Origin of the sequence: Stenotrophomonas nitritireducens, from assembly GCF_001431425.1 — a bacterium.
Lineage (GTDB): Bacteria > Pseudomonadota > Gammaproteobacteria > Xanthomonadales > Xanthomonadaceae > Stenotrophomonas > Stenotrophomonas nitritireducens.
The window spans coordinates 1-26,882 of the sequence record NZ_LDJG01000031.1; the positions used below are offsets into that span (position 1 = coordinate 1).

General features: G+C 69.1%; 25 protein-coding genes. 17 read left to right on the forward strand and 8 right to left on the reverse strand.

Annotated features, from left to right (window positions below; all coding sequences use genetic code 11):
- The 5 genes from ABB22_RS15930 to ABB22_RS15950 form a co-directional block, all read left to right on the forward strand.
- On the forward strand, positions 1 to 789 hold a 789-nt coding region (locus ABB22_RS15930; RefSeq protein WP_057505350.1), incomplete at its 5' end, for a malate dehydrogenase.
- 136 nt (positions 790 to 925) lie between these two features.
- Complete coding sequence (locus ABB22_RS15935) at positions 926 to 1,549, forward strand: RluA family pseudouridine synthase (RefSeq protein WP_055767542.1); 624 nt, start codon at positions 926 to 928, stop codon at positions 1,547 to 1,549.
- Between the two features lie 95 nt (positions 1,550 to 1,644).
- On the forward strand, positions 1,645 to 3,525 hold the full coding sequence (prpE, locus tag ABB22_RS15940) for a propionate--CoA ligase (RefSeq protein ID WP_055768483.1): 1,881 nt from the start codon (positions 1,645 to 1,647) through the stop codon (positions 3,523 to 3,525).
- A gap of 120 nt (positions 3,526 to 3,645) precedes the next feature.
- Positions 3,646 to 4,125, forward strand: a complete 480-nt coding sequence (locus ABB22_RS15945; RefSeq protein ID WP_055767545.1) for a hypothetical protein — start codon at positions 3,646 to 3,648, stop codon at positions 4,123 to 4,125.
- A 99-nt stretch (positions 4,126 to 4,224) separates the two neighbouring features.
- Complete coding sequence (locus ABB22_RS15950) at positions 4,225 to 5,286, forward strand: suppressor of fused domain protein (protein ID WP_055767549.1); 1,062 nt, start codon at positions 4,225 to 4,227, stop codon at positions 5,284 to 5,286.
- A gap of 24 nt (positions 5,287 to 5,310) precedes the next feature.
- Here the strand turns inward: ABB22_RS15950 and ABB22_RS15955 are convergent, their stop codons facing one another.
- Positions 5,311 to 6,798: a sensor histidine kinase gene (locus ABB22_RS15955; RefSeq protein ID WP_055767553.1), complete on the reverse strand. Its 1,488-nt coding sequence runs from the start codon at positions 6,796 to 6,798 to the stop codon at positions 5,311 to 5,313.
- Complete coding sequence (locus tag ABB22_RS15960) at positions 6,795 to 7,514, reverse strand: response regulator transcription factor (protein WP_055767556.1); 720 nt, start codon at positions 7,512 to 7,514, stop codon at positions 6,795 to 6,797. Before ABB22_RS15960 ends, ABB22_RS15955 begins: the two co-directional genes overlap by 4 nt.
- 144 nt (positions 7,515 to 7,658) lie before the next feature.
- Here ABB22_RS15960 and msrB point away from each other — a divergent pair, with 144 nt between their 5' ends.
- Genes msrB through msrA form a run of 3 tightly spaced genes read left to right on the forward strand, consistent with a single transcriptional unit; the run spans position 7,659 to position 10,708 of the window.
- Positions 7,659 to 8,162, forward strand: coding sequence for a peptide-methionine (R)-S-oxide reductase MsrB (msrB, locus tag ABB22_RS15965; RefSeq protein WP_055767558.1), 504 nt, complete (start codon positions 7,659 to 7,661; stop codon positions 8,160 to 8,162).
- A 34-nt stretch (positions 8,163 to 8,196) separates the two neighbouring features.
- On the forward strand, positions 8,197 to 9,957 hold the full coding sequence (locus ABB22_RS15970; protein WP_055767561.1) for a cytochrome c biogenesis protein DipZ: 1,761 nt from the start codon (positions 8,197 to 8,199) through the stop codon (positions 9,955 to 9,957).
- A 16-nt stretch (positions 9,958 to 9,973) separates the two neighbouring features.
- Positions 9,974 to 10,708 (forward strand): peptide-methionine (S)-S-oxide reductase MsrA, encoded by a 735-nt coding sequence (gene msrA, locus ABB22_RS15975; RefSeq protein WP_055767564.1) that lies wholly within the window; start codon positions 9,974 to 9,976, stop codon positions 10,706 to 10,708.
- A 78-nt stretch (positions 10,709 to 10,786) separates the two neighbouring features.
- Here the strand turns inward: msrA and ABB22_RS15980 are convergent, their stop codons facing one another.
- From ABB22_RS15980 to ABB22_RS16000, 5 genes are all read right to left on the reverse strand, one after another.
- On the reverse strand, positions 10,787 to 11,404 hold the full coding sequence (locus tag ABB22_RS15980) for a glutathione S-transferase family protein (RefSeq protein ID WP_055767566.1): 618 nt from the start codon (positions 11,402 to 11,404) through the stop codon (positions 10,787 to 10,789).
- Between the two features lie 91 nt (positions 11,405 to 11,495).
- The gene (locus tag ABB22_RS15985; RefSeq protein WP_055767569.1) at positions 11,496 to 11,954 is read right to left on the reverse strand and encodes a cell wall hydrolase; all 459 of its coding nucleotides are present in this window, start codon (positions 11,952 to 11,954) and stop codon (positions 11,496 to 11,498) included.
- Between the two features lie 546 nt (positions 11,955 to 12,500).
- A complete protein-coding gene (locus ABB22_RS15990) occupies positions 12,501 to 14,531 on the reverse strand; it encodes an NADPH-dependent 2,4-dienoyl-CoA reductase (protein WP_055767573.1) in 2,031 nt (676 codons plus the stop codon).
- 63 nt (positions 14,532 to 14,594) lie between these two features.
- Positions 14,595 to 15,227, reverse strand: a complete 633-nt coding sequence (gene yczE, locus ABB22_RS15995) for a membrane protein YczE (protein ID WP_425477816.1) — start codon at positions 15,225 to 15,227, stop codon at positions 14,595 to 14,597.
- 93 nt (positions 15,228 to 15,320) lie between these two features.
- Complete coding sequence (locus ABB22_RS16000) at positions 15,321 to 16,346, reverse strand: zinc-binding alcohol dehydrogenase family protein (protein ID WP_055767576.1); 1,026 nt, start codon at positions 16,344 to 16,346, stop codon at positions 15,321 to 15,323.
- A gap of 384 nt (positions 16,347 to 16,730) precedes the next feature.
- Here ABB22_RS16000 and ABB22_RS16005 point away from each other — a divergent pair, with 384 nt between their 5' ends.
- The 4 genes from ABB22_RS16005 (at position 16,731) to ABB22_RS18515 (ending at position 19,927) form a co-directional block, all read left to right on the forward strand.
- Positions 16,731 to 17,840, forward strand: a complete 1,110-nt coding sequence (locus ABB22_RS16005) for an OmpA family protein (RefSeq protein ID WP_055767579.1) — start codon at positions 16,731 to 16,733, stop codon at positions 17,838 to 17,840.
- A gap of 278 nt (positions 17,841 to 18,118) precedes the next feature.
- A complete protein-coding gene (locus ABB22_RS16010; protein WP_055767582.1) occupies positions 18,119 to 18,607 on the forward strand; it encodes a hypothetical protein in 489 nt (162 codons plus the stop codon).
- Positions 18,608 to 18,621: 14 nt separating this feature from the next.
- Positions 18,622 to 19,464, forward strand: a complete 843-nt coding sequence (locus ABB22_RS16015; protein WP_055767585.1) for a pseudouridine synthase — start codon at positions 18,622 to 18,624, stop codon at positions 19,462 to 19,464.
- Positions 19,465 to 19,552: 88 nt separating this feature from the next.
- Positions 19,553 to 19,927: a hypothetical protein gene (locus ABB22_RS18515; RefSeq protein ID WP_152984222.1), complete on the forward strand. Its 375-nt coding sequence runs from the start codon at positions 19,553 to 19,555 to the stop codon at positions 19,925 to 19,927.
- A 97-nt stretch (positions 19,928 to 20,024) separates the two neighbouring features.
- Here ABB22_RS18515 and kbl read toward each other — a convergent pair whose 3' ends face one another.
- A complete protein-coding gene (gene kbl, locus ABB22_RS16025; RefSeq protein ID WP_425477817.1) occupies positions 20,025 to 21,239 on the reverse strand; it encodes a glycine C-acetyltransferase in 1,215 nt (404 codons plus the stop codon).
- A 226-nt stretch (positions 21,240 to 21,465) separates the two neighbouring features.
- Between kbl and ABB22_RS16030 the strand changes: the two genes are divergently transcribed.
- The 5 genes from ABB22_RS16030 to ABB22_RS16050 are packed head-to-tail and all read left to right on the forward strand — an operon-like array spanning position 21,466 to position 26,779.
- Positions 21,466 to 22,893: an OprO/OprP family phosphate-selective porin gene (locus ABB22_RS16030; RefSeq protein WP_055767591.1), complete on the forward strand. Its 1,428-nt coding sequence runs from the start codon at positions 21,466 to 21,468 to the stop codon at positions 22,891 to 22,893.
- A 13-nt stretch (positions 22,894 to 22,906) separates the two neighbouring features.
- Entirely contained in the window at positions 22,907 to 23,929 is a 1,023-nt protein-coding gene (locus ABB22_RS16035; protein ID WP_055767594.1) for a sulfate ABC transporter substrate-binding protein, read from the forward strand.
- Complete coding sequence (gene cysT / locus ABB22_RS16040; RefSeq protein ID WP_268768299.1) at positions 23,930 to 24,784, forward strand: sulfate ABC transporter permease subunit CysT; 855 nt, start codon at positions 23,930 to 23,932, stop codon at positions 24,782 to 24,784.
- Positions 24,781 to 25,725 carry a sulfate ABC transporter permease subunit CysW gene (cysW, locus tag ABB22_RS16045; protein ID WP_055767597.1) on the forward strand — a complete coding sequence of 315 codons (945 nt, stop codon included), beginning with the start codon at positions 24,781 to 24,783 and terminating at the stop codon, positions 25,723 to 25,725. Before cysT ends, cysW begins: the two co-directional genes overlap by 4 nt.
- A gap of 1 nt (position 25,726) precedes the next feature.
- Positions 25,727 to 26,779: a sulfate/molybdate ABC transporter ATP-binding protein gene (locus tag ABB22_RS16050; RefSeq protein ID WP_055767600.1), complete on the forward strand. Its 1,053-nt coding sequence runs from the start codon at positions 25,727 to 25,729 to the stop codon at positions 26,777 to 26,779.
- Positions 26,780 to 26,882 lie beyond the last annotated feature (103 nt).

Sequence of the window (26,882 nt, forward strand, 5' to 3'; positions counted from 1 at the left end):
CTGCTGGCCGGCGTGGTCACCACCGCCGATCCGCTGGTGGCGTTCAAGGACGTCGACGTGGCCCTGCTGGTCGGCGCCCGTCCGCGCGGCCCGGGCATGGAGCGCAAGGACCTGCTGCTGGAGAACGCCAAGATCTTCACCGTGCAGGGCAAGGCGCTCAATGCCGTCGCCAAGCGCGATGTGAAGGTGCTGGTGGTCGGCAACCCGGCCAACACCAACGCCTACATCGCCATGAAGTCGGCCCCGGACCTGGATCCGAAGAACTTCACCGCCATGCTGCGCCTGGACCACAACCGTGCCCTGAGCCAGCTGTCGGCCAAGACCGGCAAGGCCGTGGACAGCTTCGAGAAGTTCACCGTGTGGGGCAACCACAGCCCGACCATGTATCCGGACTACCGCTTCGCCACCACCGGTGGCGCCTCGGTGGCCGAGCTGATCAACGACCAGGAATGGAACGCCAACACCTTCATCCCGACCGTCGGCAAGCGCGGCGCGGCGATCATCGCCGCCCGTGGCCTGTCCTCGGCCGCGTCGGCCGCCAATGCCGCCATCGACCACGTGCATGACTGGGTGCTGGGCAGCAACGGCAAGTGGGTGACCATGGGCGTGCCGTCCGATGGTTCCTATGGCATTCCCGAAGGCGTGGTGTTCGGTTTCCCGGTGATCACCGAGAACGGCAAGTACAGCATCGTCAAGGACCTGTCGATCGACGACTTCTCGCGCAAGTACATCGACATCACCCTGGGCGAGCTGGAAGAAGAGCGCGCCGGCGTGGCCGACCTGCTGTAACCGCAGCGGTCCGGTGGCATGACGAACGGGGAGGCTCAGGCTTCCCCGTTCTGCTTTGGGTAGTGCCTGCCCGGTTGCCGGCCAGCGGCCGACCCTATGCCCGGTGCCCGGGCTCTGCTCTCCATTTCCGTACCGCATGTATCCCGACATCGCACTGCATTACATCGACGATGCCTTCCTGGTCGCTGAAAAGCCCCCCGGCCTGCTGTCCGTGCCCGGGCGGCTGCCGGAGAACCAGGATTGCCTGGTGTCGCGATTGCAGGCGGTTTACGCGGACGTGCTGACCGTGCATCGCCTGGACCAGGTGACCTCCGGGTTGATGCTCCATGCGCGCGGCAAGCAGATGCAGGCGGCGTTGTCGGCGCAGTTCGAACAGCGCCGCGTCGGCAAACGCTATGAGGCCGTGGTCGAGGGCGTGGTCGAGGGCGATGCCGGCGAGATCGCCTTGCCGCTGATCTGCGACTGGCCGAACCGGCCGAAGCAGAAGGTGGACCATGAACACGGCAAGCCGGCGCTCACGCGCTGGCGGGTGCTGGCGCGCGATGCGCCGGCCTGCCGCACGCGGCTCGAACTGGAGCCCGTCACCGGGCGCAGCCACCAGTTGCGGCTGCACCTGGCCAGCCTCGGCCATCCGATCGTCGGCGACGTGCTGTACGGCGCGGCTGCTGCCGCGCGCGTACATCTGCATGCGCGCCGCCTCGCATTCGCGCATCCGCTGACCGGCGAGGCGGTGGCGTTCACCTCGCCCTGTCCGTTCTAGCGCCTTCGGCTTTCGTCGTACGACCATCGTCGCAGGGAGCGGCGATCCGCGCGGGACTATGCTCGAAGCGGACCAGGCAGGTGCCGGAGGACGTCGTGCAATACGAGCAGATCCATCGCCGTTCCATCGAGGAGCCCGAGGCGTTCTGGGCCGAGGAGGCCAGGGCCATCCACTGGCATCGTCCGCCGCGGCAGATCCTGGACTACTCCAATCCGCCGTTCCGGCGCTGGTTCGTCGGCGGCCAGACCAATCTCTGCTACAACGCCGTTGACCGCCATCTGCAGGAGCGCCCCGACCAGCTGGCGCTGGTGGTCGTTTCCACCGAGACCGGCACGACCCGCGAGATCACCTACCGCCAGCTGTACCGCGAAGTGAACGCATTCGCCGCGGTGCTCAGGCAGCTGGACGTCGGCCGCGGCGACCGCGTGGTGATCTACATGCCGAACATGGCCGAGGCGGTGTTCGCCATGCTGGCCTGCGCGCGCATCGGTGCGGTGCATTCGGTGGTGTTCGGCGGCTTCGCCGCGCACAACCTGGCGCTGCGCATCGATGACGCCCGGCCGAAGCTGCTGATCGCCGCCGACGCGGGCATGCGCGGCGGCAAGGTGATTCCGTACAAACCCATGGTCGATGCGGCATGCGCCGAGGCCTCCAGCCCGCCGCCGAAGGTGTTGATCGTCTCGCGCGGGCTGGATGCGGGCATGGCCCGGGTGCCGGGGCGCGACGAGGACTATGCGGTGCTGCGCGGACAGGTCGGCGACGCCGAAGTGCCGGTGGAATGGCTGGAATCCAACGAGCCCAGTTATCTGCTCTACACCTCGGGCACCACCGGCAAGCCGAAGGGCGTGCAGCGCGACGTCGGCGGCTACGCGGTGGCGATGGCGCAGTCGATGCGCACGGTGTTCGACTGTGCGCCCGGGCAGGTGATGTTCTCCACCTCCGATGTCGGCTGGGCGGTGGGGCATTCCTACAACGTATATGGGCCGCTGATCGGCGGCTGCACGTCGCTGCTGTACGAAGGGCTGCCGACGAATCCGGATCCCGGCATCTGGTGGGCGCTGTGCGAGCAGTATGGCGTGCGCACGATGTTCTCCTCGCCCACCGCGATCCGCGTGCTGAAGAAGCACGACGTGGATTTCATCCATCGCCACGACCTGTCCGACCTGAAATACCTGTTCCTTGCCGGCGAGCCGCTGGACGAACCCACCGCACAGTGGATAGGCAATGCGCTGCGCAAGCCGGTGATCGACAACTACTGGCAGACCGAGACCGGCTGGCCGGCATTGACGCTGCTGCCGGGCCTGGACATGAAACCGGTGAAGTTCGGTTCGCCGGGCTTTCCCAATCTCGGTTACCGGATGAAGGTGATCGACGAGCAGACCGGCGCTGAAGTCGCGCCCGGACAGAAGGGCGTGCTGGTGATCCAGCCGCCGCTGCCGCCGGGCTGCATGAGCACGGTCTGGAACGACGACGAACGGTTCCTCAAGAGTTATTTCGGCCATTTCGACGAGTTGCTGTACAGCTCGCTGGACTGGGCCATCCGCGACGAAGAGGGCTATACGTTCATCCTCGGCCGCACCGACGACGTGATCAACGTGGCCGGGCACCGGCTCGGCACGCGCGAGATCGAAGAGGCCGTCAGCAACCACCCACGCGTGGCCGAGGCGGCGGTGATCGGCGTGCACGACGAACTGAAGGGGCAGGTGCCGCTGGTGTTCGTCACGCTCAAGCAGGCTGCGGCCGCGGAAGAGGTCCCGGCGTTGTCGGCGGAGATGGTGCGGCAGGTCACCGCGTCGCTCGGGGCGGTGGCGCGCCCGGCCCATGTGCATATCGTCAATGCGCTTCCCAAGACACGTTCGGGTAAGCTGCTGCGGCGTTCGCTGCAGGCCCTGGCGGAGCGGCGCGACCCGGGCGACCTGTCGACACTGGATGACCCGGGCGCACTCGAGGAAATCCGCCGCGCGCTGGGGATATAGCGCGGGCCGCAGGGCGGCGATCGCAGGGGGCGGTGCGTACGCATGCAGGCACGACGGGGCGGGGGCCCCGCCTGCGGTCCGCGCGCATCGTGGTTGCGGTGCACAAATGCGGGAGGGGGAATGGCGTTGATCCATGCCAAGACGGCGGCTGGCCGTCGCGAGATCGAAGACCGCGGCCTGCGCCTGGCGCCGGCGCTGCGCTCGGTGCTGTTGCTGGTGGACGGGCAGCGCGACAGCCGCGAACTGCAGCAGATGGCGCAGGGCCTGCGTGCGCCGGAGGACGTGCTGGAGCAGTTGCTGGCACTCGGGCTGATCGAGGCGGTCGGCGGCAGCGTCGAACGCGCGCCGCAGGTGCCGGTCACCATGCAGCTGGGCGACGATCCGCTGCGCTGCCAGCAACTGCGCGACTGGATGGCCGAGTCGGTACGCAGGCATCTCGGGCTGAAGGGGTACCTGATCCAGCTCAAGATCGAGCGCAGCCACAACGCGGTGGGTCTGGAACAGCTGTGGCCGGAAGTGGCGTCCGCCCTTGGGAAGGCCAAGAGTCCGGCGTTCGCCAATCGCTGGCTGGAAGAGACCCGGGCGCTGGTAATGGCGTGATGCCCGCGGTGGCCGGGGCGTGTGGCGATCCCGCGCGTCCCCGGCTGCCTGCCGGTGGCCGGCACTATCATGCGGCCTCTTACCCAGGGAGTCCCAGGCATGGAACGACAGGACGGCGACGGAACCGGCACCGCGGGATGGGACGCCATCAACGCGGCATTGTGCGCGTTGTATCCGGGCCAGGAGCCGAGGCACTACGGCACGCTGGTATCGCACACGCTGGGCGGCGACGACCCGCTGGACGGCATCAGCGTGTACTGGAGCGAACTGCCGCGCCCGCATTGGCACTACGTCACCTACGGCTTCTCCGAGCTGTACGGCAAGCAGAGCGACGATCCGCAGGAAAGCGGTTTCGGCTTCGAACTGACTTTCCGCCTCGCCGCCGGCGAGGGCGCAGGCAGGGTGGGCGACGTCCCCATGTGGCCGCTGAACCTGCTGCAGAACGTGGCGCGCTATGTGTTCGGCAGCGGCAATGTGTTCGAGGCCGGGCATCATCTCGATGCCAATGGCCCGATCGCGCTGGACGTCGATACGCAGCTGCGGCACCTGGCCGTCGTCGCCGACCCGCGCTTGCCGGCGATCGACACGCCCAACGGGCGCCTGGATTTCCTGCAGATGGTGGGCATGACCGACGAGGAGATGGCGGCGATCAGGCGCTGGTCGACGCTGGGCGTCATGGCCGCGCTCGAACCGGCGATGCCGTCGTGGATCACCGTGCTTGAACGCGCCTCGCTGCTGCGCGATCCGGCGTTGGCCGAACAGGTGGAGGCCGGGAGCCGCCGCGAAGGCTCCAGCACCGGCATGCTGTTCGTGGACACGCTGGACTGGTCCGTCGATGGCGTGCGCACGACGCTGGTGCTGGGCGCGGGACAGGTGGAAAGCGTGCTGGAACTGCTGCCGCTGCGCCTGCACCACGACCGGCCGCTGGTGGTGCTCGGCAGGGAGCGGCAATGGCGGTTCGAGCCGGGCACGGCGGACGACCTGCAACTGGACGACGACGGCGCGCGCTGCGTGCTGTCCGACGCCACGCTTGCGGCGATGCTGGAGGATATCCGCGCCGAGCGTGGCGTCTATCCATTGCCGGGCGGAAGGCTGCAGGTGGAAGTGGTGCCGACGCAGCTGCGCGACGGTCGTGGCAACGTGATCCGCGAGATCGGGTGAACCGGCCGCCAGTGCGAACCACCGTCATTGCGGCGGGGCCGGACGGCGGCCTGCCGCCGCCAGCGAGAAGACGAACACCGCGCCGGCATCGCTCGCGGCCAGTTCGATCCGGCGCTGGTGCAGCTGCAGGATGCGATGCACGATCAACAGGCCGAGACCGCCGCTGTCCGGGCGCCGGCTGTCGAGCGCGGACGGCGCGCTGAACAGCTGCGCGCGCCGTTCCGGGGCGATGCCCGGGCCGGTATCGGCGATACGGACCTCGACCTCGTCGCCGGCGGCCCTCAACGCGACCGTGATGTGGCCGCCTTCGGGCGTGTGGCGTATGGCGTTGTCGAGCAGGTTGGTCAGCACCCGCTCGACCAGCCCGAGGTCGGCCTGGACGGCAGGCAGGCCCGCCGGGATGTCCGCGGCCAGCGATTGCCGCCGCGCCCCGGCTGCCAGTTCGAATTTCTGGAACACGTCCTGCACCAGGTCCGGCAGGGAGAACGCCTGCGGCTCCAGCACCACGCCGCCGTGCTCCAGCCGCGCCAGTTCGAACAGCGCCTGCGCCAGGTGGCCGACCTTGTCGCTCTGCGCCAGCGCGATGGACAGGTAGCGCCGGCGTTCGTCGGCGCCGAGCGTGGCGTCTTTCAGCGCCAGCGTTTCCAGGTAGCCGTGCAGCGACGACAGCGGCGTGCGCAGGTCGTGGGAAATATTGGCGACCAGTTCGCGGCGCTGCTGGTCCTGCTCGCGCAGCTGCCGCCATTGCTCGGCGATGCGCTGCGCCATGTGGGCGAAGCTGTGCTGCAGGACGACCAGTTCGTCGCGTTCGCCCGGGCGCGGTGGCGCGGATGGCGCGGGCAGCGCGGGAACGCCGGCCTCGACATCGAAGGCCTGGATGTCGCGGGTCAGCCGGCGCAGCGGCCGGGTGATCCAGCGGAAGGCGACGACGCCGGCCAGCAGGCCGACGGCCGCCACGATCGCCAGCGACCACAGGGTGGTGCGCAGGCTGGCGCTGGCCGCGATGTCGGCCGCCAGCGCCTCGCGTTGTTCGCCGGCCAGCACCACGTAGATGTAGCCGACCTGCTGGTCCTGCACGCGCAGCGGCGCGGCGTTGAATACCTTGCGTCCGTTGCTGCTGCGCGGATCGTCGCCAAGGATCGGCAGCGGCGCGCCGGCCAGCAGCGCCCGGACCGGCGCCAGGTCGACGCGGTCGCGCCTGAGGTGGCCATCCGGCGCGTCGTGGCCGAGGATGCGGCCCTGCTCGTCGAGCAGGTAGACCTCGACGCTGGGATTGACCGCCATCAGCTTGCCGAACAGCGCACGCACCTCGCCGTCGCGCAGGCCGCGCGCATCCATCAGTTCGCCGCTGCGCGCGATGTGTTCGGCCAGGCCGCGCGAAAGGCGCTGCACGGTTTCCTGTTCGTGCATGCGCGTGCTGCGCATCTGGATCCATGCCAGCGCGCCGCAGCACACCAGCAGCAGCGCGCAGAACACCAGCGACAACCGCTGGGAGAGCGTCAGCCGGTTCATTCGCCGCTCCCGCCGCCACCGGCCAGTTTGTAGCCGCGCCCCCACACGGTGAGGATGCGGCGCGGCGCGGCCGGGTCGCGTTCGATCTTGTTGCGCAGGCGGTTGATGTGGGTGTTGACGGTGTGTTCGTAACCATCGTGGCGATGGCCCCAGACCTGGTTGAGCAGGTCCATGCGCGAATACACCTGGTCCGGATGGCGGGCGAAGAAATGCAGCAGGTCGAACTCACGTGGCGTCAATTCCAGCGCATCGCCATCCACCTGCGCGGTGCGCGCGACCGGATCGATATGGATGCCGGCCACGTCGATCGCGCCGGCATCGATGCGCGCGTTCTGCGCCATCGCCTCGACCCGGCGCAGCAGCGCCTTGACCCGCGCAACCAGCTCCAGCATCGAGAACGGCTTGGCCAGGTAGTCGTCCGCGCCCAGTTCCAGCCCAAGGATGCGATGCACCTCGCTGGCGCGCGCGCTGGTGATGATGATCGGCGTGTAGCGCGGCATCGCCCGCACGTGCCGGCAGATTTCCAGGCCGTCCACGCCGGGCAGCATCAGGTCCAGCACCAGCGCGCTCCAGGCGTCGCTTTCAAGCAGGCGCAGGCCGTCGTCGCCGGTGGCCGCATGGGTCACCTCGTAGCCTTCGTCGCGCAGGTGCATGCGCAGCAGGTTGGCGATGTGGACATCGTCCTCGACGATCAGCACGCGTTTGGCGCGGTTCATCGGCACGTCCGGCCGGCTGGGAGATGGCCTCCATTGTCGGTGCAACCCGGCGCCGATGTGTCACGGAAAATTTAACTCCGCGTGAGGATTCGTTGATCGCCACGGGCGCAGCATGGCCGCATCGTTCCTGCCTGGAGACCAGCCATGTCCCTTACCCGTCGCAGGCTGCTGGGCATCGGCGGCGCGGTGGCCGCGGCCGGCCTGTTCGGCGCGGGCGCCTGCAGCCGTGCCGCCCCGGTGCCTCCCGCCGGACAGGGCCGCTTCGAAGTCGTGCACAGCGACGCCCAGTGGCGCCGGCAACTGACGCCCGCGCAGTACGCGGTGCTGCGCGGGCAGGGTACCGAGCGTGCCTTCAGCAGCCCGCTCGACCAGGAGCACCGCCGCGGCACCTTCCAGTGCGCCGGCTGCGCGCTGGCGCTGTTCTCCTCGGCCACCAAGTTCGACAGCGGCACCGGCTGGCCGAGCTTCTGGGCGCCGCTGCACGGTGCGGTCGGCGAGGACCGCGACACCACCTTCGGCATGTTGCGGGTGGAAGTGCACTGCCGGCGCTGCGGCGGCCATCTCGGCCACGTGTTCGACGACGGACCGCGTCCTACCGGGTTGCGCTACTGCATGAACGGCGTGGCCATGAACTTCGTCGCGGCCTGAGCGCCGCCATCCCCGATTCCACCAAGGACTCTCCATGCTCCTGCTCCTGCTGGCCTATCTCGGCGGTGTGCTCACCCTTCTCAGCCCGTGCATCCTGCCGGTGCTGCCCTTCGTGTTCGCGCGCCCGGACCGGCCGTTCCTGCGCAGCGGCCTGCCGCTGCTGGCCGGCATGGCGCTGATGTTCGTGGTCGTCGCCAGCCTAGCGGCGGTCGGCAGCCGCTGGGTGGTGCAGGCCAACCAGGCCGGGCGCTGGATCGCGCTGGTGGTGATGGCGATCTTCGCGCTGGCCTTGCTGTGGCCCGCGCTGGCGGGCCGGCTGCTGTCGCCGCTGCAGCGTATCGGGGGACGGCTGGATGCGTCGGCCGGCGACGGCGGTGGCATCGGCAGCTCGCTGCTGATCGGCGTCGCCACCGGTCTGCTGTGGGCGCCGTGCGCCGGACCGATCCTGGGCCTGATCCTCACCGGTGCGGCGCTGCAGGGGGCGAACATCGGCACCAGCGGCCTGCTGCTGGCTTATGCCTTAGGGGCGGCGACATCGCTGGCGTTGGCGCTATGGATCGGTGGCCGCGTGTTCGCCGCGCTGAAGCGGTACCTGGGCGCGGGTGAATGGATCCGGCGCGGGCTGGGCGCTGCGGCGTTGCTGGCGGTGGTCGCGATCGCCATGGGCTGGGACACCGGCGTGCTGACCCGGTTGTCGACCGTAAGCACCGCGCGCCTGGAGCAGGGGCTGCTCGACGCGCTGCCCGCGCATGAACCGGAGGCGGGCGGTTCGATGATGATGATGGCCGCGAGCGATGCCGCGCCGCCGGCGTTGCCGGTCGAAGGCACGCTGCCGTCGCTGGCCGGTGCCACCGGCTGGCTCAACAGCCCGCCACTGGATGCGCAGGCGCTGCGTGGCAAGGTGGTGCTGGTCGATTTCTGGACCTACTCCTGTATCAACTGCCTGCGCGCGCTGCCGCATGTGCGCCAATGGTACGAGCGCTATCGCGATCACGGGCTGGTGGTGGTCGGCGTGCATGCGCCGGAGTTCGCGTTCGAGCGCGACGTGCGCAACGTGCAGCGGGCGGTGCAGGACCTGGGCGTCACCTGGCCGGTCGCGCTCGACAACGATTTCGCGATCTGGCGCGGCTTCGGCAACCGCTACTGGCCGGCGCATTACTTCATCGACGCGCAGGGGCGCATCCGCGCCCATCATTTCGGCGAGGGCGATTACGAGGAATCCGAGCGGATCATCCGCGCGCTGCTGCGCGAAGCCGGCAGCGCCTTGCCCGACGACGCGATGCCCGCCATGTCCGCCATGTCTGCGCCGCGCGGTGGCGTCGAGCGCGAGGCGGACATGGGCAACCTGCGCTCGCCGGAAACCTACATCGGCCATGCGCGCGCGGAGAATTTCGTGTCGCCCGGCGGGCTGCGCGCGGGCAAGGCGTTCGACTACACCGTGCCGGCCACGCTGCGACTCAACCAATGGGCGCTGGGCGGACGCTGGATCGTCGGCGATGAGGATGCGCGGCTGCGACAAGGGGGCGGCCGCATCGCATTCCGCTTCCATGCGCGCGACCTGCATCTGGTGCTGGCGCCGGAAGCAGCCGGCAGGCCGGTGCGCTTCAAGGTGCGCATCGACGGTCATGCGCCAGGCGCCATGGCCGGCGGCGACGTGACCGCCGATGGCGATGGGCAGGTGGACGGCAATCGCCTTTACCAGCTGATCCGCCAGGACGGCGCGGTGGAGGACCGCAGCTTCGAGATCGAGTTCCTCGATCCGGGCGTGCGCGCCTACGCCTTTACCTTTGGTTGACCCAAGGAGGCCGGCGATGAAGCCTGCGATGGAAAAATGGGTTGCCGGCGGCGTTGCCGTCCTTGTCGCCGGCTTGCTGGTGGCGGGAGTGCTCAGCCTCGATCGCCCGGTGCACGCCGCCGCCGTAGCGGTGCGCGTGCCAGCGCCTGCCGGCATCGCCGATCTGCGCCAGCCCGGTGTGATGCATGCCCGCGTGGTATTCGCCGGTGGCTGCTTCTGGGGTGTGCAGGGCGTGTTCCAGCATGTGAAGGGCGTGGAGAGCGCGGTGTCCGGTTACATCGGTGGCAGCGCGGCCGACGCCCGCTATGCGCGCGTGGGCACGGGCACGACCGGCCACGCCGAAGCGGTGCAGGTGACCTACGACCCGGCGCAGGTCGGCTACGCGCAGTTGCTGCAGGTGTTCTTCTCGGTGGTGCACGACCCCACGCAGCTGGACCGGCAGGGGCCGGACCGTGGCAGCCAGTATCGTTCGGCGGTCTATGCCGACGACGCGGCGCAGCGCGCGGCGACGCTGGCCTATATCGACCAGTTGCAGCGCAGCGGCGTGTTCGCCGCGCCGGTGGTGACCCGGGTCGATGGCGGCAAGCGCTTCTATCCGGCGGAGGAATACCACCAGGACTATCTCGTCCTGCATCCGGACGCGCCCTACATCCGCATCAACGACCTGCCGAAGATCGAGGCGCTGAAGCGGCAGTATCCGGCGCTCTACCGTGACAGGCCACGACGGGTGGCGACCTTGTCGGTGCGTTGATGGCAGCTCCGGCGGGGGAAACGCGACGGGCCGCCGGTGGTGCCACCGGCGGCCCGTCGTTCATGCGGCGCTGCGCGCTTACTCCAGGCCTTCGGCCTTGAGCGCCGCCTGCACGGCCGGATCGGCCTGCATGCGCTGTTCGAAGCGGTCCAGCGCGTCCATGCCGGCCAGGTCGATCTTGAGGCCACGCGCCCAGCGCAGGGTCACGTAGGTATAGGCATCGGCGATGGACGGACGCGGCGTGCCGCCCAGCCAGTCCACCTGCGCCAGGCGGTCGTCGAGGCGCTGGTACAGGGTCTTCAGCTTGTCGCGCGAATTCTGCTGGGTGCGGGCGATGACCGCCTCGTCTTCCAGATACTTGGTCGAGCCGAAGATCGGGTAGTACACCGGATGCAGGTCGGCATTGACGAAGGACAGCCAACGGTTGACCTCGGCGCGGGTGCGCGGGTCGCTGCCGCCATCCAGACCGGCGGCCGGCGCCTTGTCGCAGATGTAGTGCAGGATGGCCGCGTTCTGGGTCAGTACCCAGCCGCCATCCTCCAGCACCGGCACCGCACCGGCCGGGTTCATGGCCATGTACTCGGGCGACTTCATGGTCGCGTAGTCCACGATCTGCACCTGGAAGGGCAGGCCGGACCAGATCAGCGCGATGTGGTCGGCCAGGGAGCAGGCGCCGGGCTTGGTGTAGAGCTTCATCGGGTACCTCGGGGGTGGAATGATCCCCGCATTATCGTCCCGGGCGCGTCGGCTGGCGTGACTGCCGCCGTTACGCGGTGGCTTCGCCGCGTCAGGAGGCGCGCGGCTTGAGCGACTGCACCTTGTAGAAGGTGTGCCCGCCGATGGTGGCTACCTGGTAGGCATTGCGCCAGCTCGGGCTGGCGATGGCGTGCGCGGCGAAATGGCTGGCGCCCGGCACGATCTCCTTGCGCTGGCCGGCCGGCAGGGCCCAGTTGCGCTCGGCGGCGAAGGCCACGTCCACGGCCTCGGCCCAGGCGTCGTTGTTGCGCAGCTGGGTGTCCGGCGCCACCAGCGTCGGGGCGAACTGCTTGCGTGCGGTCACCACCTGGCACATCGAGTCGCCCCACAGCCCGCTGTCGAGGCGGCGCAACGCGACTTCGGCCACGGCCTGCTGGCCGCGAAGGGTCTGGTCGCGGGCTTCCAGATAGACGGTGGTACTCAGGCACAACGAATCGGCGGCCGGCTGCGGCAACAACTGCGACAGCCAGAGAATCCAGGCCAGTTTCATAGGTCTCCTTGCTCCGTGTGGGCCGCAACCTGCCTGTTCCTCGGCATGCGAGGAGAACCGGACGACTGGGCTTGGCGTCATGGGGAGGCGGCCATGGCATCGGGGCCGCCCCGTGGGCAGTCCCCGATCACCGATCCTGGGGCTGCGCCGTGCTCACCAGAACTGGGGGGTGAGCAGAAAGTCGGCGCAAGGTAGGGGGCTGATCCCAAACTCATCCTGAATGCGGATTCTTGACATTCAGCTTCGTTGCAGAGACCGGAATTGCCGCCGGAGTGCCGCGGAAGGCGTTTCCTGACCGGCTCCAGGTGTGTTTTGTGCCAGGAAAAAACGGCAGGAAAGCCGCTTTCACGGCGAAGTCGCCCGAGGGGCGCAAATAGCGCGGGCGCCATGAAAAACAGGCATTGGCCGCCGTGGGATGGCGCATGCGTGCCGGCGTGGGAAGCCGGCACCGCGCGACGATTTCCGGGCGGCCCGCCGATGTCCGTATGCATCGGCCACCGGCAGGCCATGGCGATCGGGCCGGAATCGGTCAGGGGGGAGTGGGGGCTACAGCGCGGCGGCCACGCGGCTGCCCTGGTCGATCGCGCGCTTGGCGTCCAGTTCGGCGGCGACGTCGGCGCCGCCGATGACATGGGCGCTGACGCCGGCCGCGGCCAGCGCATCGGCCAGCGCACGCATCGGCTCCTGCCCGGCGCAGACCACCACGGTGCCGACCTCCAGCAGCTGCTCGGCGCCATCGACGCGGATGCGCAGGCCGCGGTCATCTACTCCGAGGTACTCCACGCCCCCCAGCATCCGCACGCCCTTGGCCTTGAGCGTGGCGCGGTGGATCCAGCCGGTGGTCTTGCCCAGCCGGGCGCCGGGTTTGCCCGGGCTGCGCTGCAGCAGCCATACCTTGCGCGCAGGCGCCTCCGGCTGCGGCCGCGCCAGCGCGCCGCGGCTTTCGAAGCTCGCATCCACGCCCCATTCGGCCATCCAGCGGGCCGGGTCCAGCGACGGCGACGGGCCTTCCTGCACCAGGAACTCGCCGACGTCGAAGCCGATGCCGCCGGCGCCGATGATGGCCACCTTGTCCGCCGCCGCGACACGGCCCTGCAGCACGTCCAGGTAGCTGACCACCATCGGGTGGTCGGCGCCGGGGAAATCCACCCTGCGCGGCGCGATGCCGGTGGCCACCACGACCTCGTCGAAACCGGCCAGCATCGGCGCGTCCACCCGGGTGCCCAGGCGCACGTCCACGCCGGTATCGGTAAGGCGGTGGCGGAAGTAGCGCAGGGTTTCGTGGAACTCCTCCTTGCCCGGGATGCGCTTGGCCACGTTGAACTGGCCGCCGATCTCGTCGGCCGCGTCGAACAGGGTGACGGCGTGGCCGCGTTCGGCCGCGACCGTGGCGCAGGCCAGGCCGGCCGGGCCTGCGCCGACCACCGCCACGCGCCTGGCGGCGGTGGTCGGGCGGTAGACCAGTTCGGTCTCGTGCGCGGCGCGCGGGTTGACCAGGCAGGTGGCGCGCTTGTTGACGAAAATATGGTCCAGGCAGGCCTGGTTGCAGGCGATGCAGGTATTGATGGTTTCCGGCCTGCCGGCGCGGGCCTTGGCCGGCCACTGCGGGTCGGCCAGCAGCGGCCGCGCCAGCGAGACCATGTCGGCCTGGCCGTCGGCCAGCACCCGCTCGGCCACGTCGGGCATGTTGATGCGGTTGACCGCGATCACCGGCACGTTGACGTGCGGGCGCAGCTTGGCGGTGACGCCGGCGAAGGCCGCGCGCGGCACCGAGGTGGCGATGGTCGGCACGCGCGCCTCGTGCCAGCCGATGCCGGAGTTGATCAGGGTCGCGCCGGCGGCTTCGATGGCGCGGGCCTGCTGCAGGATTTCCTCCCAGTTGCTGCCATCCTCCACCAGGTCCAGCAGCGACAGCCGGTAAATGATGATGAAGTCCGGGCCGCAGGCCTCGCGGATGCGGCGCACGATCTCCACGGCGAAACGCATGCGCTTGCCGGCGTCGCCGCCCCATGCATCGCTGCGCTTGTTGGTGCGCGGGGCAATGAACTCGTTGATCAGATAGCCTTCCGAGCCCATCACCTCGACGCCGTCGTAGCCGGCCTCGCGCGCCAGCCGGGCGGCGCGGGCGTAGCTGGCGATCTGGCGCTCCACGCCCCGCGCCGACAGCGCGCGCGGCGTGAACGGATTGATCGGTGCCTTCAGTTTCGACGGTGCCACCTGCAGCGGGTGGTAGGCGTAGCGGCCGGCGTGCAGCAGCTGCAGGCAGATGTGGGCGCCATGGCCGTGCACCGCCGCGGTGACCTGCCGGTGCCGGCCCACTTCCCATGGCCAGGACAGCTTGCTGCCGAATGGCGCCAGCCAGCCGGCGATGTTCGGCGAGAAGCCGCCGGTGACCAGCAGCGCGGCGCCGCCCGCGGCACGCTCGCCGAAATAGGCGGCCAGCTTGGGGAAGTCGCGGACATGGTCTTCAAGCCCGGTGTGCATCGACCCCATCAGGATGCGGTTGCGGAGCCGGGTGAAGCCCAGGTCCAGCGGCGCGAACAGATGGGGATAGGCGGTGTCGGTGGCTGGCGTCATGATGGATACGCTTGCGTACGGATCGCACCAGCGTGCCGTGAAACCCCGCCTGCGGCAAGGGGCTCAGTCCGTCGAAGGCGCCACGCTCGGCGACGCCGCGGCAACGCGGCGGTCGAACAGGGGCAGGGTGATCCCGCACAGCGGCCCGATCAGCAGGGCGAAAGCCAGGGTGCCAAGGCCGGCGTTGCCGCCCAGCAACCACCCTGCCGTGAGCGCCGTCGCCTCGATCAAGGTGCGTACCTTCCAGATGGCCCAGCCGCTGCGCGCGTGCAGGCCGGTCATCAGCCCGTCGCGCGGCCCGGGGCCCAGGCGCGCACCTATATATAGGCCGGTCGCGATCGCCAGCAGCACCAGGCCCGCGGTAAACAGCAGCACCTGCCAGAGCAGCCCCTGCGCGGCGGGCACCATGTACAGGCCGAGCTGGGCGCTGGGGCCGATCAGCAGGACGTTCAGCACCGTGCCCAGCCCCGGGCGCTGCCGCAGCGGCCACCACATCAGCAGGACGGCGACGCCCACGAGGTTGGTGACCAGGCCGAAAGCCAGCCCGCTGCGCAGCGAAACGCCCTGCGCCAGCACGTCCCAGGGCGCGATGCCGATACCGGCGCGGATCATCAGCGCCGAGGCGATGCCGAACAGGAACAGGCCGAGCAGCAGCTGCGACAGGCGCAGGAAGAACGGAAATGACGGCATCGGCATGTGAAGGCGAAAGTAAGGAGGAACGGGGATGGAGGAGGACGGGTGAAGGGCGTCCGCCTCCCATGCCCCGCGCATCGGGCATGCGTCCGTTGCTTAGTCCCAGCCTTCGAGCACCAGCTTGCCGACGGTGCTGCCCGATTCCAGCAGCCGGTGCGCTTGGCGCAGGTTGGCCGCGTTGATCGGACCCAGGCGCCGGGTCAGGGTGGTGCGGAGTTCGCCGGCATCGATCAGGCTCGCGGCGCGGGTGAGGATGCGGTGCTGCTCGATCATGTCGGCGGTACGGAAACGCGCGCGGGCGAACATGAATTCCCAGTGGATGCCGATGCACTTGGCCTTGTAGGGGTCGCCGATCCGCAGCTCGCCGGCTGGTTCCACGACCAGGCCGACATGCCCCTGCGGGGCCAGCAGTTCGCCCAGCGCCTGCCAGTAACGGTCGGTGTCGGCCAGGTTGAGGGCGGCGTCCACCTGCGCAATGCCGAGCGCCTGCAACTGTGGCGCCAGCGGCTGGCGGTGGTCGATGACATGCCCGGCGCCCATCTGCAGGCACCACGCGCGGGATTCTTCGCGGGAAGCGGTCGCCACCACGGTGAATCCCGCATGGCGGCCCAGCTGGATCGCCATCGAACCCACGCCGCCCGCGCCGCCGATGATCAGCAGCACCCGGCCGGCGTTGCGCCGCCCGTCGAGCTGGTAGGGCATGCGCTGGAACAGCAGCTCCCAGGCCGTGAGCGTGGTCAGCGGCAGGGCCGCGGCCTCGGCGAAGTCCAGCGTGGCCGGCTTGCGGCCGACCAGCCGTTCGTCCACCAGCTGCAATTGCGCATTGCAGCCGGGCCGGGTGACGTCGCCGGCATAGTAGACCTCGTCTCCCACCTCGAAGGCGGTCACGCCGGGACCGACGGCCAGCACGGTGCCCGCGGCGTCGAAACCCAGGATGCGGGGCGGGGTTTCCTCGCCCTTGCCCGAACGCCGCAGCTTGGCGTCCACCGGGTTGACCGAAACGGCCTGCACGCCCACCAGCAGGTCCTGCCCCTGCGGCGCGGCGGGTGGGGGCAGCTCGAAGTCCTCCAGGGCGCGGGAATCCTCGATCGGCAGGTAGCGGCTCAGGCCGGCAGCTTTCATGGGAAAAGTTCCGTTCGGTGAGGGGAGATCGCCATGATACGCAGGGGCCGTTCAGGCAAGGGTGACATGGGGCAATGCCGTTGCCGCCATCCGGGGCGGCAAGCCGGCATCTCCACAGGGTGCCGTCCATGGTCTTGAAACGCCCGTCAGGCTTGGCTCTTGCGCGCTTTTACCAAGCTGTATAGGGTGGCGCTTCACCGGCTCTCCGAAGTCCGGGGCTGCGTCATTTGTTACGCAGCTGTTAACGTCGTCTTCACGGCTCAGCGCATAATGTGCACCGCGTTGGCGTGCGGAAACGGCCATCTTTCGGACGCGACGAACGAAATCGCTGTGCTGGACCATGCCATTACCGGTTTCATACCCCCGAAACAAGGAGTTGTATTCATGAACAAGAAGATCCTTACCGCCGCGCTGCTGGGTGGTCTGGCATTTGCCCAGGCCGCGTCGGCACAGGAATTCGACGACCGCTGGTACCTGACCGGTTCGGCCGGCTTCAACTTCCAGGACAGCGATCGTGGCACCAATGACGCTCCGTTCGTGACCCTGGGCCTGGGCAAGTTCATCAGCCCGAACTGGTCGCTGGACGGCGAGCTGAACTACCAGAACCCGAACTTCGACAAGAACCAGGACCTGAACTGGTCGCAGTACGGCGCGTCGCTGGACCTGCGTCGCCACTTCATCCAGGACGGCCGTGGCTGGAACCCGTACCTGCTGTTCGGCCTGGGCTACCAGAAGGCCGAGGAAGAGTACGTCATCAACTCGCCGAACTCTCCGGCCAAGCGCAAGGACGGCAACCTGGCCGCCAAGGTCGGCGCTGGTCTGCAGACCACCTTCGACAAGCGCATCGCCGTGCGTGCTGAAATCGCCTATCGCGCCGATTTCGACGACCAGAGCGTGAACCCGCGCCTGGCCGGCAAGGACAACGACTGGTTCGGCGACGTGCTGGCTTCGGTCGGCGTCGTGATCCCGCTGGGTCCGGCCCCGGTCGCCGCCGTTGCTCCGCCGCCGCCGGCTCCGGTCGCGCCGAGCTGCGCCGACCTGGACGACGATGGTGACGGCGTCAACAACTGCGACGACAAGTGCCCGAACTCGCAGCCGGGCCAGATCGTCGGTCCGGATGGCTGCCCGGTGCCGGTGTCGATCGACCTGAAGGGCGTGAACTTCGACTTCGACAAGTCGACCCTGCGTCCGGATGCCGTCGCGATCCTGAGCGAGGCCAGCGAGATCCTGAAGCGTTACCCGGAACTGCGCGTTGAAGTCGCCGGTCACACCGACTCGAAGGGTACCGACGCCTACAACCAGAAGCTGTCCGAGCGTCGCGCCAAGGCGGTGTACGACTACCTGGCCGGCCACGGCGTCGACGCTTCGCGCATGATCGGCCCGATCGGCTACGGCAAGAGCCGTCCGATCGCTCCGAACACCAACCCGGATGGTTCGGACAATCCGGAAGGTCGCGCCAAGAACCGTCGCACCGAGCTGAACGTCCAGAACTGATCGGACGTATCGGTTGATCCGAACAAGGCCCGGCGCAAGCCGGGCCTTGTTTTTTCTGCCGCCGCCCGGGCGGCATGGCTTTCCGATGCCGTGCGCCGGCGAAGCGGAAATCGTTCCCGGCCCTCTTCCGCATGCATGGCGCGGTGACCTGGCGCCGCGTGGCAGGACGATGGCGGGCGATCCGGTGGATGGCGCCTGGCAAAGCGCGCATCGAATGGTTGAAAGCCCTGTGGGGCATGCCTACACTCGCGGCGTTCTCTGCCCGAATGGAATTACCGATGCTGCGTATCGCACTGGCCGGCGCCATGGCCCTGGTTCTCATCCCCGCCGCCCACGCAGCCGTCGATTGTTCGGCCAGCGCCGTCGTGCCGCCGCCGTTGCCGGCCACGGTGATCGAGCCGGTCGCCGTTGAGCTGTATGCCCGCCCGGGGCAGCTGGGCATGCCGGCGGGGGTGCTGACGTCGAATTTCAGCGACGACCAGTCGCTCGACCGCGTGCTGATGCGCCTGCGCGTGGAAAGCTGCAACAACGTCGCCAGCGCGATGCCGGCGCGCCCGGCGATCAACGCCAACGACCCGGCGGCCTACAAGCCGCAGACGCAGTACGACAACACGCCCTGGCGCTTCGACATGAGCCAGAACGGCAAGCGCATGACCGCCGACGAGTTCGACGCCTGGATGAAGGCGCGCGGTGTGCGCGTGGTCAAGGCGGCGGCCCCGGCCGCCGAAGGTGCGGCGGAAGCCAAGCCTGCGGCCGAGATCAAGTAACGCAAGCTGCCCGGATGCCGCGCAGGATTTTCCCGGATGCCCGCCCTGTCAGACAGGGCGGGCATTTCGTTTCGCCTTCCGGAAACGGCGCAAGGAAGACCCCCGCAGCGCAACCGGCACCGCGCCACGGCCTGGCGCGCGTGCTGTCCAAGGCGGGCGTGTGCTCGCGTGCCGAAGCCGCGCGCCGCGTGCTGGCCGGCCGGGTCGGCGTGGATGGCCGTGTGGTCCGGGACCCTGAATTCCCCGTGGTCCTCGCCCGGCAACGCATCACGATGGATGGCGAGCCCATCGAAGCGGTGCGTCGCCTGTATGTCGCGTTGAACAAGCCGCGGGGCCTGGTCACCACCGTCCGCGACGAGCAGGGCCGGGACACCGTCTACCGCTGCTTCGACGGTGCCGGCATGCCGTGGCTGGCGCCGGTCGGCCGCCTGGACAAGGCCAGCGAAGGATTGCTGTTCTTCAGCAACGATCCGGAATGGGCGGCACGGTTGACCGATCCGGCGACCGGGCCGTTGAAGACCTATCGCGTGCAGATCGATGGTGTACCCGATGCGGCGCAGCTGGCGCGCATGCAGGGCGGGGTCGAGGACGCCGGCGAGCATCTGGCGGCGCATTCGGTTGCCGTCCTGCGCCAGAGCGAGCGCACTGCATGGCTGGAGATCGTGCTGGACGAGGGACGCAACCGGCATATCCGGCGCCTGCTGCAGGTGCTGGGATTCGAAGTGTTGCGGTTGGTGCGGGTGGCGATCGGGCCGGTCCAGCTGGGCGAGTTGGCCAAGGGGCAGTGGCGCATGCTGGAAGCGGAAGAGCTGGAAGTGCTGGCGGTGCGTTCAGCGAAGTCGCTCGCCAATTCATAAAAATATCCATTTAATTCATGTAAATAGCTTGATTTCTTCAAGTTGATGATTAGGCTGTGGGCATGTTCTTCAACGAGGTCCAGCGGCCATGCCTGCTTTCATCCGCGGTGTTCTCATGGCGCACGCCCCTGTGCGCCATCCTTCGGACGGCCTCGCCGTGAAAAAAGGCTTTCCTGCCGCTTTTTTCCTGAGTGTGGCGGCAGCCGCGGTTCTGGCCGGATGTGCGTCGTCGGGCAAGCCGGTCGCGGCGGCCATCGAGGAAAAGCCGGTGACGGTCACGGTGGAAGCACCGATGGCGGAGAAGGATGCGCAGGGCAATTACCGCTTCCTGATGCAGCAGGAAGGGAAGAACATGAGTGCCGACCAGTTCGACGCATGGATGAAGGCCAACGGCATCCGCGTGGCCCGTGGCAGCGCCGCGTCGGAAAAGCCCGAGACGGCGACGCCGGCGGCGAAGCGATAGCGCTGAAGCAATGCCTGGCGGGGAATCGCTCCGCCTTGCGCGGGACTGAAACGAAACAGGCGCCCTTGGGCGCCTGTTTCGTTCGCGCGGACTTCGGTCAGCCCTTGATGACCCCCAGCTCCCTGCCGATGCGGGTGAAGGCATCGATGGCGCGGTCCAGGTGTTCGCGGCTGTGCGCGGCGCTCATCTGCGTGCGGATGCGCGCCTGGCCCTTGGGCACCACCGGGAAGAAGAAGCCGATCGCGTAGATGCCTTCTTCCAGCAGGCGCTGGGCGAACTTCTGCGCCAGCGGCGCGTCGTACAGCATCACCGGGCTGATCGGGTGCACGCCCGGCTTCACGTCGAAACCGGCGGCGGTCATCTTCTCGCGGAAGTAGGCGGTGTTCTCGGCCAGTTTCTGGCGCAGGTCGCCGGCCTTGTCGAGCATGTCGAAGGCCTTGATGCCGGCGGCGACCACATGCGGCGGCAGCGAGTTGGAGAACAGGTACGGGCGAGAGCGCTGGCGCAGCAGCTCGATCACCTCGGCGCTGGCGCAGGTGAAGCCGCCCAGCGCGCCGCCCATGGCCTTGCCCAGGGTGCCGGTGATGATGTCGATCTTCTCCAGCACGCCCTTGACCTCGGCCGAGCCGCGGCCGGTGGCGCCGAGGAAGCCGGTGGCGTGGCATTCGTCGATGTGCACCAGCGCGTTGTACTTCTTCGCCAGCGCGGTGATCTCGTCGAGCGGGGCGATGAAGCCGTCCATCGAGAACACGCCGTCGGTGGTGATCAGCTTGGTCCTGCAGCCGGCCGCATCGGCGGCCTGCAGCTGCGCTTCCAGGTCGGCCATGTCGCAGTTGGCATAGCGGAAGCGCTTGGCCTTGCACAGGCGCACGCCATCGATGATGGAGGCGTGGTTGAGCGCGTCGGAGATGATCGCGTCGTTCTCGCCCAGCAGCGGCTCGAACAGGCCGCCGTTGGCATCGAAGCAGGCGGCGTAGAGGATGGTGTCGTCCTTGCCGAAGAAGTCGGCAATCTGCTTTTCCAGCTGCTTGTGCAGGTCCTGGGTGCCGCAGATGAAGCGCACCGAGGCCATGCCGAAGCCATGCGTGTCCAGTGCGTCCTTGGCGGCCTGGATCAGGTCCGGGTGGTCGGCCAGGCCCAGGTAGTTGTTGGCGCAGAAGTTCAGCACGGTGCGGCCGTCGTCCAGGGTGATCTCGGCCGACTGCGGGCTGGTGATGATGCGTTCGGACTTGAACAGCCCCTGCGCGCGGATGGCGTCCAGTTCCTCGGCGTAGTGCCGGGTGAGCGGGGAGGTGTTCGCGGTGATGGTCATGGCGGGATCGTGCGGTGAATGCGGAACCCGGATTGTAGTGCCGGCCGCTGGCCAGCTGCCTCGTGCCCCGGCATTCAAGCGGTTGCCGCCCGGCGGCCGGCGCCACCTGGTTGTGCTGGAGGTCATGGGGAATGGCTATAAGCGCCGCGGCCGAAGTCATTTCCCGGTCGGCGTGTGCGCCCGCAGCATCGACCCTCCATCCCCCGCCTGCATCAAGGAGCCGTCCATGACCGCGTCCCCCCTCCCGTCCACCGTGCCGACCAGGAAGCTGTTGTCCCTCAGCCTGGCCGTGGCGCTGTGCGGGATGGCGGCATCGGCGCAGGCGCAGCAGCCCACGGTGGAACAGCTGCAGCAGCGCCTGGAGCGGTTGGAACGCCTGGCCGGCGTGTCCGGCGGCGCAGCCGTCGAAGGCGCCGGCCTGGTCGATCTGGACCAGCGCCTGCGCGTCCTCGAACGCCGCCTGGAGCTGCAGGAAGAGGAGCGCGTGACTGCAGCCAAGGCGGCGCCGAAGATCGCGGTCGACCAGAAGGGCGCGGCATTCAGGTCCGGCGACGGCAATTACGAACTGAAGCTGCGCGGCCTGTTGCAGGGCGACGCGCGCGCGTTCTTCGGCGGCAACAGCCAGAACGACACCTTCCTGCTGCGCACCGCGCGGCCGACGCTGGAAGGCTCGCTGGGCAGGCTGCTGGCCTACCGTTTCACCCCGGAGTTCGCCGGCGACAGCGCCGGCATCGTCGATGCCTATGCCGACCTGCGCTTCGATCCGGCCTATACGGTGCGGGTGGGCAGGTTCACCTCGCCGGTCGGGCTGGAGCGCCTGCAGTCGTCGTCGGCGCTGGTCGATGTCGAGCGCGCGCTGGCCAGCGAACTGGCTCCCAACCGCGACCTGGGCGTGCAGCTGCAGGGCGAAGTGGCCAAGGGCAAATTCAGCTACGCGCTGGGCGTGTTCAATGGCGCGGTCGATGGCCGCGATGCGGCGACCAGCAATCCGGACGACGATCTCGAGGTGGCCGGGCGCGTGTTCTTCGAGCCCCTGAAGGAAACGGACAGTGCCTGGGCGGGGCTGGGCTTCGGCCTGGGCGCCAGCGCGGGCGGGAAACATGGCGCCGGCAGCAGTTTCCTGCCGCGCTACCGTACACCGGGGCAGGCCACCTTCTTCAGCTACCGCGGCGCGGTGCTGGCCGATGGCAGCCACCGCCGCTGGTCGCCGCAGGGCTGGTTCTACCGCAACGGGTTCGGCCTGCAGGGCGAGTACATCGTTTCGCGGCAGGAAGTGGCCCGCGACGGCCGGCGTACGGCGCTGGAACACCGCGCCTGGCAGGCCACCGCCAGCTATGTGCTCACCGGCGAGGACGCGGGCTACCGCGGGCCGACGCCGTCCCGGCCATTCGGCAGCAACGGCGGGCTGGGCGCGTTCGAACTCACCGCGCGCTACGGCGTGCTGGATATCGACGATGCGGCGTTCCCGTTCTATGCCGACCCGTCGGTCTCCGCCTCGCGCGTGCAGGCCTGGACGCTGGGCGCGAACTGGTACCTGACGGCCAACCTCAAGCTGGCGACCAACTACCTGCACAGCCGCTTCGATGCCGCTCCCGGCGGCATCGCCCTGCCTGCCGAGAAGGCCGTGTTCTCGCGCCTGCAGGTTTCCTTCTGACGGAGCATCCCCCATGACGCAGACCTTCCGTTTCCGCGCCCGCCTCGCCCCGCTGGCGTTCCTGTTGACCCTGGTCGCCAGTGGCGCTTTCGCCCGCGACGTGCAGCTGCTCAACGTGTCCTACGACCCTACCCGCGAGCTGTACCGCGATTTCAACGCGGCCTTCGCCCGCCACTGGAAGGAAACCCATGGCGACACCGTCACCATCGAGACCTCGCATGGCGGCTCCGGAAAGCAGGCGCGCGCGGTGATCGACGGCATCCAGGCCGACGTGGTGACGCTGGCGCTGGCCTACGACGTGGATGCGATCGCGCAGAAGGCGCGGCTGCTGCCGGCCAACTGGGAATCGCGCCTGCCCGACAACAGTGCGCCCTATACCTCGACCATCGTGTTCCTGGTGCGCAAGGGCAACCCCAAGGGCATCCGCGACTGGCCGGACCTGCTGCGCGCCGGCGTGTCGGTGGTGACGCCGAACCCGAAGACGTCCGGCGGTGCGCGCTGGAACTACCTCGCCGCCTGGGCCTATGCCGGGCACATCTTCAACGGCGACCGCGCACGCATCCTCAACTACATGCGCGCGCTGTTCCGCAACGTACCGGTGCTCGATACCGGCGCGCGCGGCGCCACCACCACCTTCGTCCAGCGCGGCATCGGCGACGTGCTGCTGGCCTGGGAGAACGAGGCCTTCCTCGCGCAGGAGGAACTGGGCCCGGACAAGTTCGAGATCGTGGTGCCCAGGTTGTCGATCCTGGCCGAGCCGTCGGTGGCGCTGGTCGACCGCAACGCCGACCGCCACGGCACCCGCGAGGTGGCGCAGGCCTACCTGCAGTACCTGTATTCGGCCGAGGGCCAGCGCATCGCCGCGCGCCACTACTACCGCCCGCGCCACCCCGAACTGGCCGATCCGGCCGACGTGGCGCGCTTCCCGCAGGTGCGGCTGGTGACCATCCGCGAAGCGTTCGGCTCGTGGGAGAAGGCGCAGGCCGAGCACTTCGCCGACGGCGGCGTGTTCGACCAGATCCAGGCGGGCAAGTAAGTGAATGCCGGTGCGCAGGCGTTGCCGCCCGTGCGGCGCCAACGCCGGGTGCTGCCCGGCTTCGGCGTCGGCATGGGCATCACCGTGTTCTGGCTGGGGCTGATCGTGCTGATCCCGCTGGCCGGCGTGTTCCTGCGCGCAGCCGGGCTGGGCGTGGACGGCATCTGGCGCATATGGAGCGAGCCGCGCGTGCTGTCGGCGCTGCGGCTGAGCTTCGGCACCGCCTTCGCGGCGGCGGCGTTCAACACGCTGATGGGTACCTGGGTGGCCTGGGTGTTCGTGCGCTACCGCTTCCCGGGCCGGCGCCTGTTCGACGCGATGATCGACCTGCCGTTCGCCCTGCCCACCGCGGTGGCCGGCATCGCGCTCACCGCGCTGTACGGTGGTCAGGGCTGGGTCGGGCGCTGGCTCGAGCCGCTGGGCCTGAAGATCGCCTACACGCCGCTGGGGATCATCATTGCACTGGTGTTCGTCGGCCTGCCGTTCGTGGTGCGCATCGTGCAGCCGGTGCTGGCCGAAGCCGAACGCGAACTCGAGGAAGCGGCGGCCACGCTGGGCGCCAGCCGCTGGCAGACCATCGCGCGGGTCGTCGTGCCCGCGCTGTGGCCGGCGATGCTGACCGGCTTCGCGCTCGCCTTCGCGCGCGGCGTGGGCGAGTACGGCTCGGTGATCTTCATCGCCGGCAACCTGCCCAACGCCACCGAGATCGCGCCGCTGCTGATCACCATCCGCCTGGAGGAATTCGACTATGCCGGCGCCACCGCCATCGCCGCGGCGATGCTGCTGCTGTCCTTCGCGGTGCTGCTGCTGGTCAACACCCTGCAGGCGCGCCTGCAGCGCAGGGGCGCGCGATGAACGAACTGGTATCGGAACTGCCGGTGCATGCCGTGGATGAAATGGCGGTGCGCACGCCGCGCAGCGTCACTACCGAGCCGGGCTGGGTGCAGGCGCTGCTGATCCTCGGCGCGCTGGGTTTCCTGCTGTCGTTCCTGCTGCTGCCGCTGCTGCTGGTGTTCGCCGAGGCGCTGCGCGGCGGCGTGCAGGCGCTGTGGAGCGCGGTGAGCGATCCGGACGCGCTGTCGGCCATCCGCCTGACCCTGCTGGTCACCGCCATCGTGATTCCGTTGAACCTGGTGTTCGGCGTCGCCGCGGCCTGGGTGGTGAGCAAGCACCGCTTCCCCGGCAAGCGCTGGCTGGTGACCCTGATCGACCTGCCGTTCTCGGTGTCGCCGGTGGTGGCCGGGTTGGTGTTCATCCTGCTGTTCGGGCGCGATGGCTGGCTGTGGCCGTGGATCGAGGACGGGCTGCGCCTGCACCTGCCGCTGGCCGGCGAGGTGTTGCTGCAGCTGCCGCGCATCGTGTTCGCGATTCCCGGCATCGTGCTGGCGACCACCTTCGTCACTTTCCCGTTCATCGCCCGCGAGCTGATGCCGCTGATGGAGCAGCAGGGCAGCGACGAGGAACTGGCGGCGCTGACCCTGGGCGCCAACGCCTGGCAGATGTTCTGGAAGGTGACCCTGCCGAACATCCGCTGGGGCCTGCTGTATGGCGTGCTGCTGTGCAGTGCGCGGGCGATGGGCGAGTTCGGCGCGGTGTCGGTGGTGTCCGGGCATATCCGCGGGCGCACCAACACGCTGCCGCTGCACGTGGAGATCCTCTACAACGAATACGCCTACAGCGCCGCGTTCGCCTGCGCCTCGCTGCTCGCCGGCACCGCGCTGCTGACGCTGGCGCTGAAGACTTTCCTGGAATGGCGCCACGGCCAGTCGCTGGCCGCCGCGCATCGCCCGAGGTGACATGAACATCCGCATCCAACAACTGGGCAAGCGCTTCGGCGCGTTTCCCGCGCTCGACGGGGTCAGCCTGGACATCCGCAGCGGCGAACTGCTGGCCCTGCTCGGGCCATCGGGTTCGGGCAAGACCACCCTGCTGCGCGCGCTCGCCGGGCTGGAACAGCCGGAGCAGGGCCGCATCCTGTTCGACGGCGAGGACGCCACCGCGCTGAGCGTGCAGGCGCGCCGCGCCGGCTTCGTGTTCCAGCACTACGCGCTGTTCCGGCACATGGACGTGCGCGCCAACATCGCCTTCGGCCTGGAAGTGCGGCGCGGCGCCGGCCGCTGGCCGAAGGCGCGCATCGACGCGCGCGTGGAGGAACTGCTGGCGCTGGTGCAGCTCGACGGCCTGGGCGGGCGTTATCCGACGCAGCTGTCCGGCGGCCAGCGCCAACGCGTGGCGCTGGCGCGCGCGCTGGCCATCGAGCCGCGCGTGCTGCTGCTGGACGAACCGTTCGGCGCGCTGGACGCGCAGGTGCGCCGCGACCTGCGCCGCTGGCTGCGCGAACTGCACGACCGCACCGGGCTGACCACGGTATTCGTCACCCACGACCAGGAAGAGGCGCTGGAGCTGGCCGACCGCGTGGCGATCCTCAACCGCGGCCGCATCGAGCAGGTCGGCAGCCCGGGCGAGGTCTACGACCGGCCGGCCTCGCCCTTCGTATATGGCTTTGTCGGCGAAGCCAACCGCCTGCCGGCGCGGGTCGAAGGCGACGTGCTGGACGTCGCGGGCGCGCGCTTGCCGCGGCCGGCGAGCCTGCCCGAGGCGGCCGCACTGGAAGTCTATGTACGCCCGGAAGACATGCGCGTCGGCGATGCCGGCGACTGGGTGGGCACGGTGCTGTCGGTGCAGCGCAGCGGCGCCCGGGCACGGCTGCGGGCGCGCCTGCGCACGTCTGCCGCGGAGGTGGACGTGGAGGTCGAACTGCCGCCCGATGCGCCCGCCTATGCGGCGGGACAGGTCGTCGCGCTGGCGGCGCGGCGCCATGGGGTGTTTCCGGCGTCCGCCGGCGGTTAGCGAGGGTTGGCGCGGGAGGCCGGATCCGGGGATACCGGCACGGAACTCTGGCGCTGCGGTGCTTTTTGGTTAAGAATTCGTGAATTCTGCGCCATGGCGGCGC

Bases quoted from the DNA above. Each gene is read 5' to 3' on its own strand.
- ABB22_RS15985 (WP_055767569.1), bottom strand. From the start codon at position 11,954: ATGAAACTGGCCTGGATTCTCTGGCTGTCGCAGTTGTTGCCGCAGCCG.
- msrB (WP_055767558.1), top strand. From the start codon at position 7,659: ATGTCCCTTACCCGTCGCAGGCTGCTGGGCATCGGCGGCGCGGTGGCC.
- ABB22_RS16005 (WP_055767579.1), top strand. From the start codon at position 16,731: ATGAACAAGAAGATCCTTACCGCCGCGCTGCTGGGTGGTCTGGCATTT.
- yczE (WP_425477816.1), bottom strand. From the start codon at position 15,227: ATGCCGATGCCGTCATTTCCGTTCTTCCTGCGCCTGTCGCAGCTGCTG.
- ABB22_RS18515 (WP_152984222.1), top strand. From the start codon at position 19,553: ATGCCTGCTTTCATCCGCGGTGTTCTCATGGCGCACGCCCCTGTGCGC.
- ABB22_RS15990 (WP_055767573.1), bottom strand. From the start codon at position 14,531: ATGACGCCAGCCACCGACACCGCCTATCCCCATCTGTTCGCGCCGCTG.
- ABB22_RS16035 (WP_055767594.1), top strand. From the start codon at position 22,907: ATGACGCAGACCTTCCGTTTCCGCGCCCGCCTCGCCCCGCTGGCGTTC.
- ABB22_RS15935 (WP_055767542.1), top strand. From the start codon at position 926: ATGTATCCCGACATCGCACTGCATTACATCGACGATGCCTTCCTGGTC.
- ABB22_RS16000 (WP_055767576.1), bottom strand. From the start codon at position 16,346: ATGAAAGCTGCCGGCCTGAGCCGCTACCTGCCGATCGAGGATTCCCGC.
- ABB22_RS15955 (WP_055767553.1), bottom strand. From the start codon at position 6,798: ATGAACCGGCTGACGCTCTCCCAGCGGTTGTCGCTGGTGTTCTGCGCG.
- ABB22_RS16050 (WP_055767600.1), top strand. From the start codon at position 25,727: ATGAACATCCGCATCCAACAACTGGGCAAGCGCTTCGGCGCGTTTCCC.
- ABB22_RS15960 (WP_055767556.1), bottom strand. From the start codon at position 7,514: ATGAACCGCGCCAAACGCGTGCTGATCGTCGAGGACGATGTCCACATC.
- ABB22_RS16015 (WP_055767585.1), top strand. From the start codon at position 18,622: ATGCCGCGCAGGATTTTCCCGGATGCCCGCCCTGTCAGACAGGGCGGG.
- ABB22_RS15945 (WP_055767545.1), top strand. From the start codon at position 3,646: ATGGCGTTGATCCATGCCAAGACGGCGGCTGGCCGTCGCGAGATCGAA.
- cysW (WP_055767597.1), top strand. From the start codon at position 24,781: ATGAACGAACTGGTATCGGAACTGCCGGTGCATGCCGTGGATGAAATG.
- ABB22_RS15980 (WP_055767566.1), bottom strand. From the start codon at position 11,404: ATGAAGCTCTACACCAAGCCCGGCGCCTGCTCCCTGGCCGACCACATC.
- kbl (WP_425477817.1), bottom strand. From the start codon at position 21,239: ATGACCATCACCGCGAACACCTCCCCGCTCACCCGGCACTACGCCGAG.
- ABB22_RS16030 (WP_055767591.1), top strand. From the start codon at position 21,466: ATGACCGCGTCCCCCCTCCCGTCCACCGTGCCGACCAGGAAGCTGTTG.
- ABB22_RS15950 (WP_055767549.1), top strand. From the start codon at position 4,225: ATGGAACGACAGGACGGCGACGGAACCGGCACCGCGGGATGGGACGCC.
- ABB22_RS15970 (WP_055767561.1), top strand. From the start codon at position 8,197: ATGCTCCTGCTCCTGCTGGCCTATCTCGGCGGTGTGCTCACCCTTCTC.
- ABB22_RS16010 (WP_055767582.1), top strand. From the start codon at position 18,119: ATGCTGCGTATCGCACTGGCCGGCGCCATGGCCCTGGTTCTCATCCCC.
- msrA (WP_055767564.1), top strand. From the start codon at position 9,974: ATGAAGCCTGCGATGGAAAAATGGGTTGCCGGCGGCGTTGCCGTCCTT.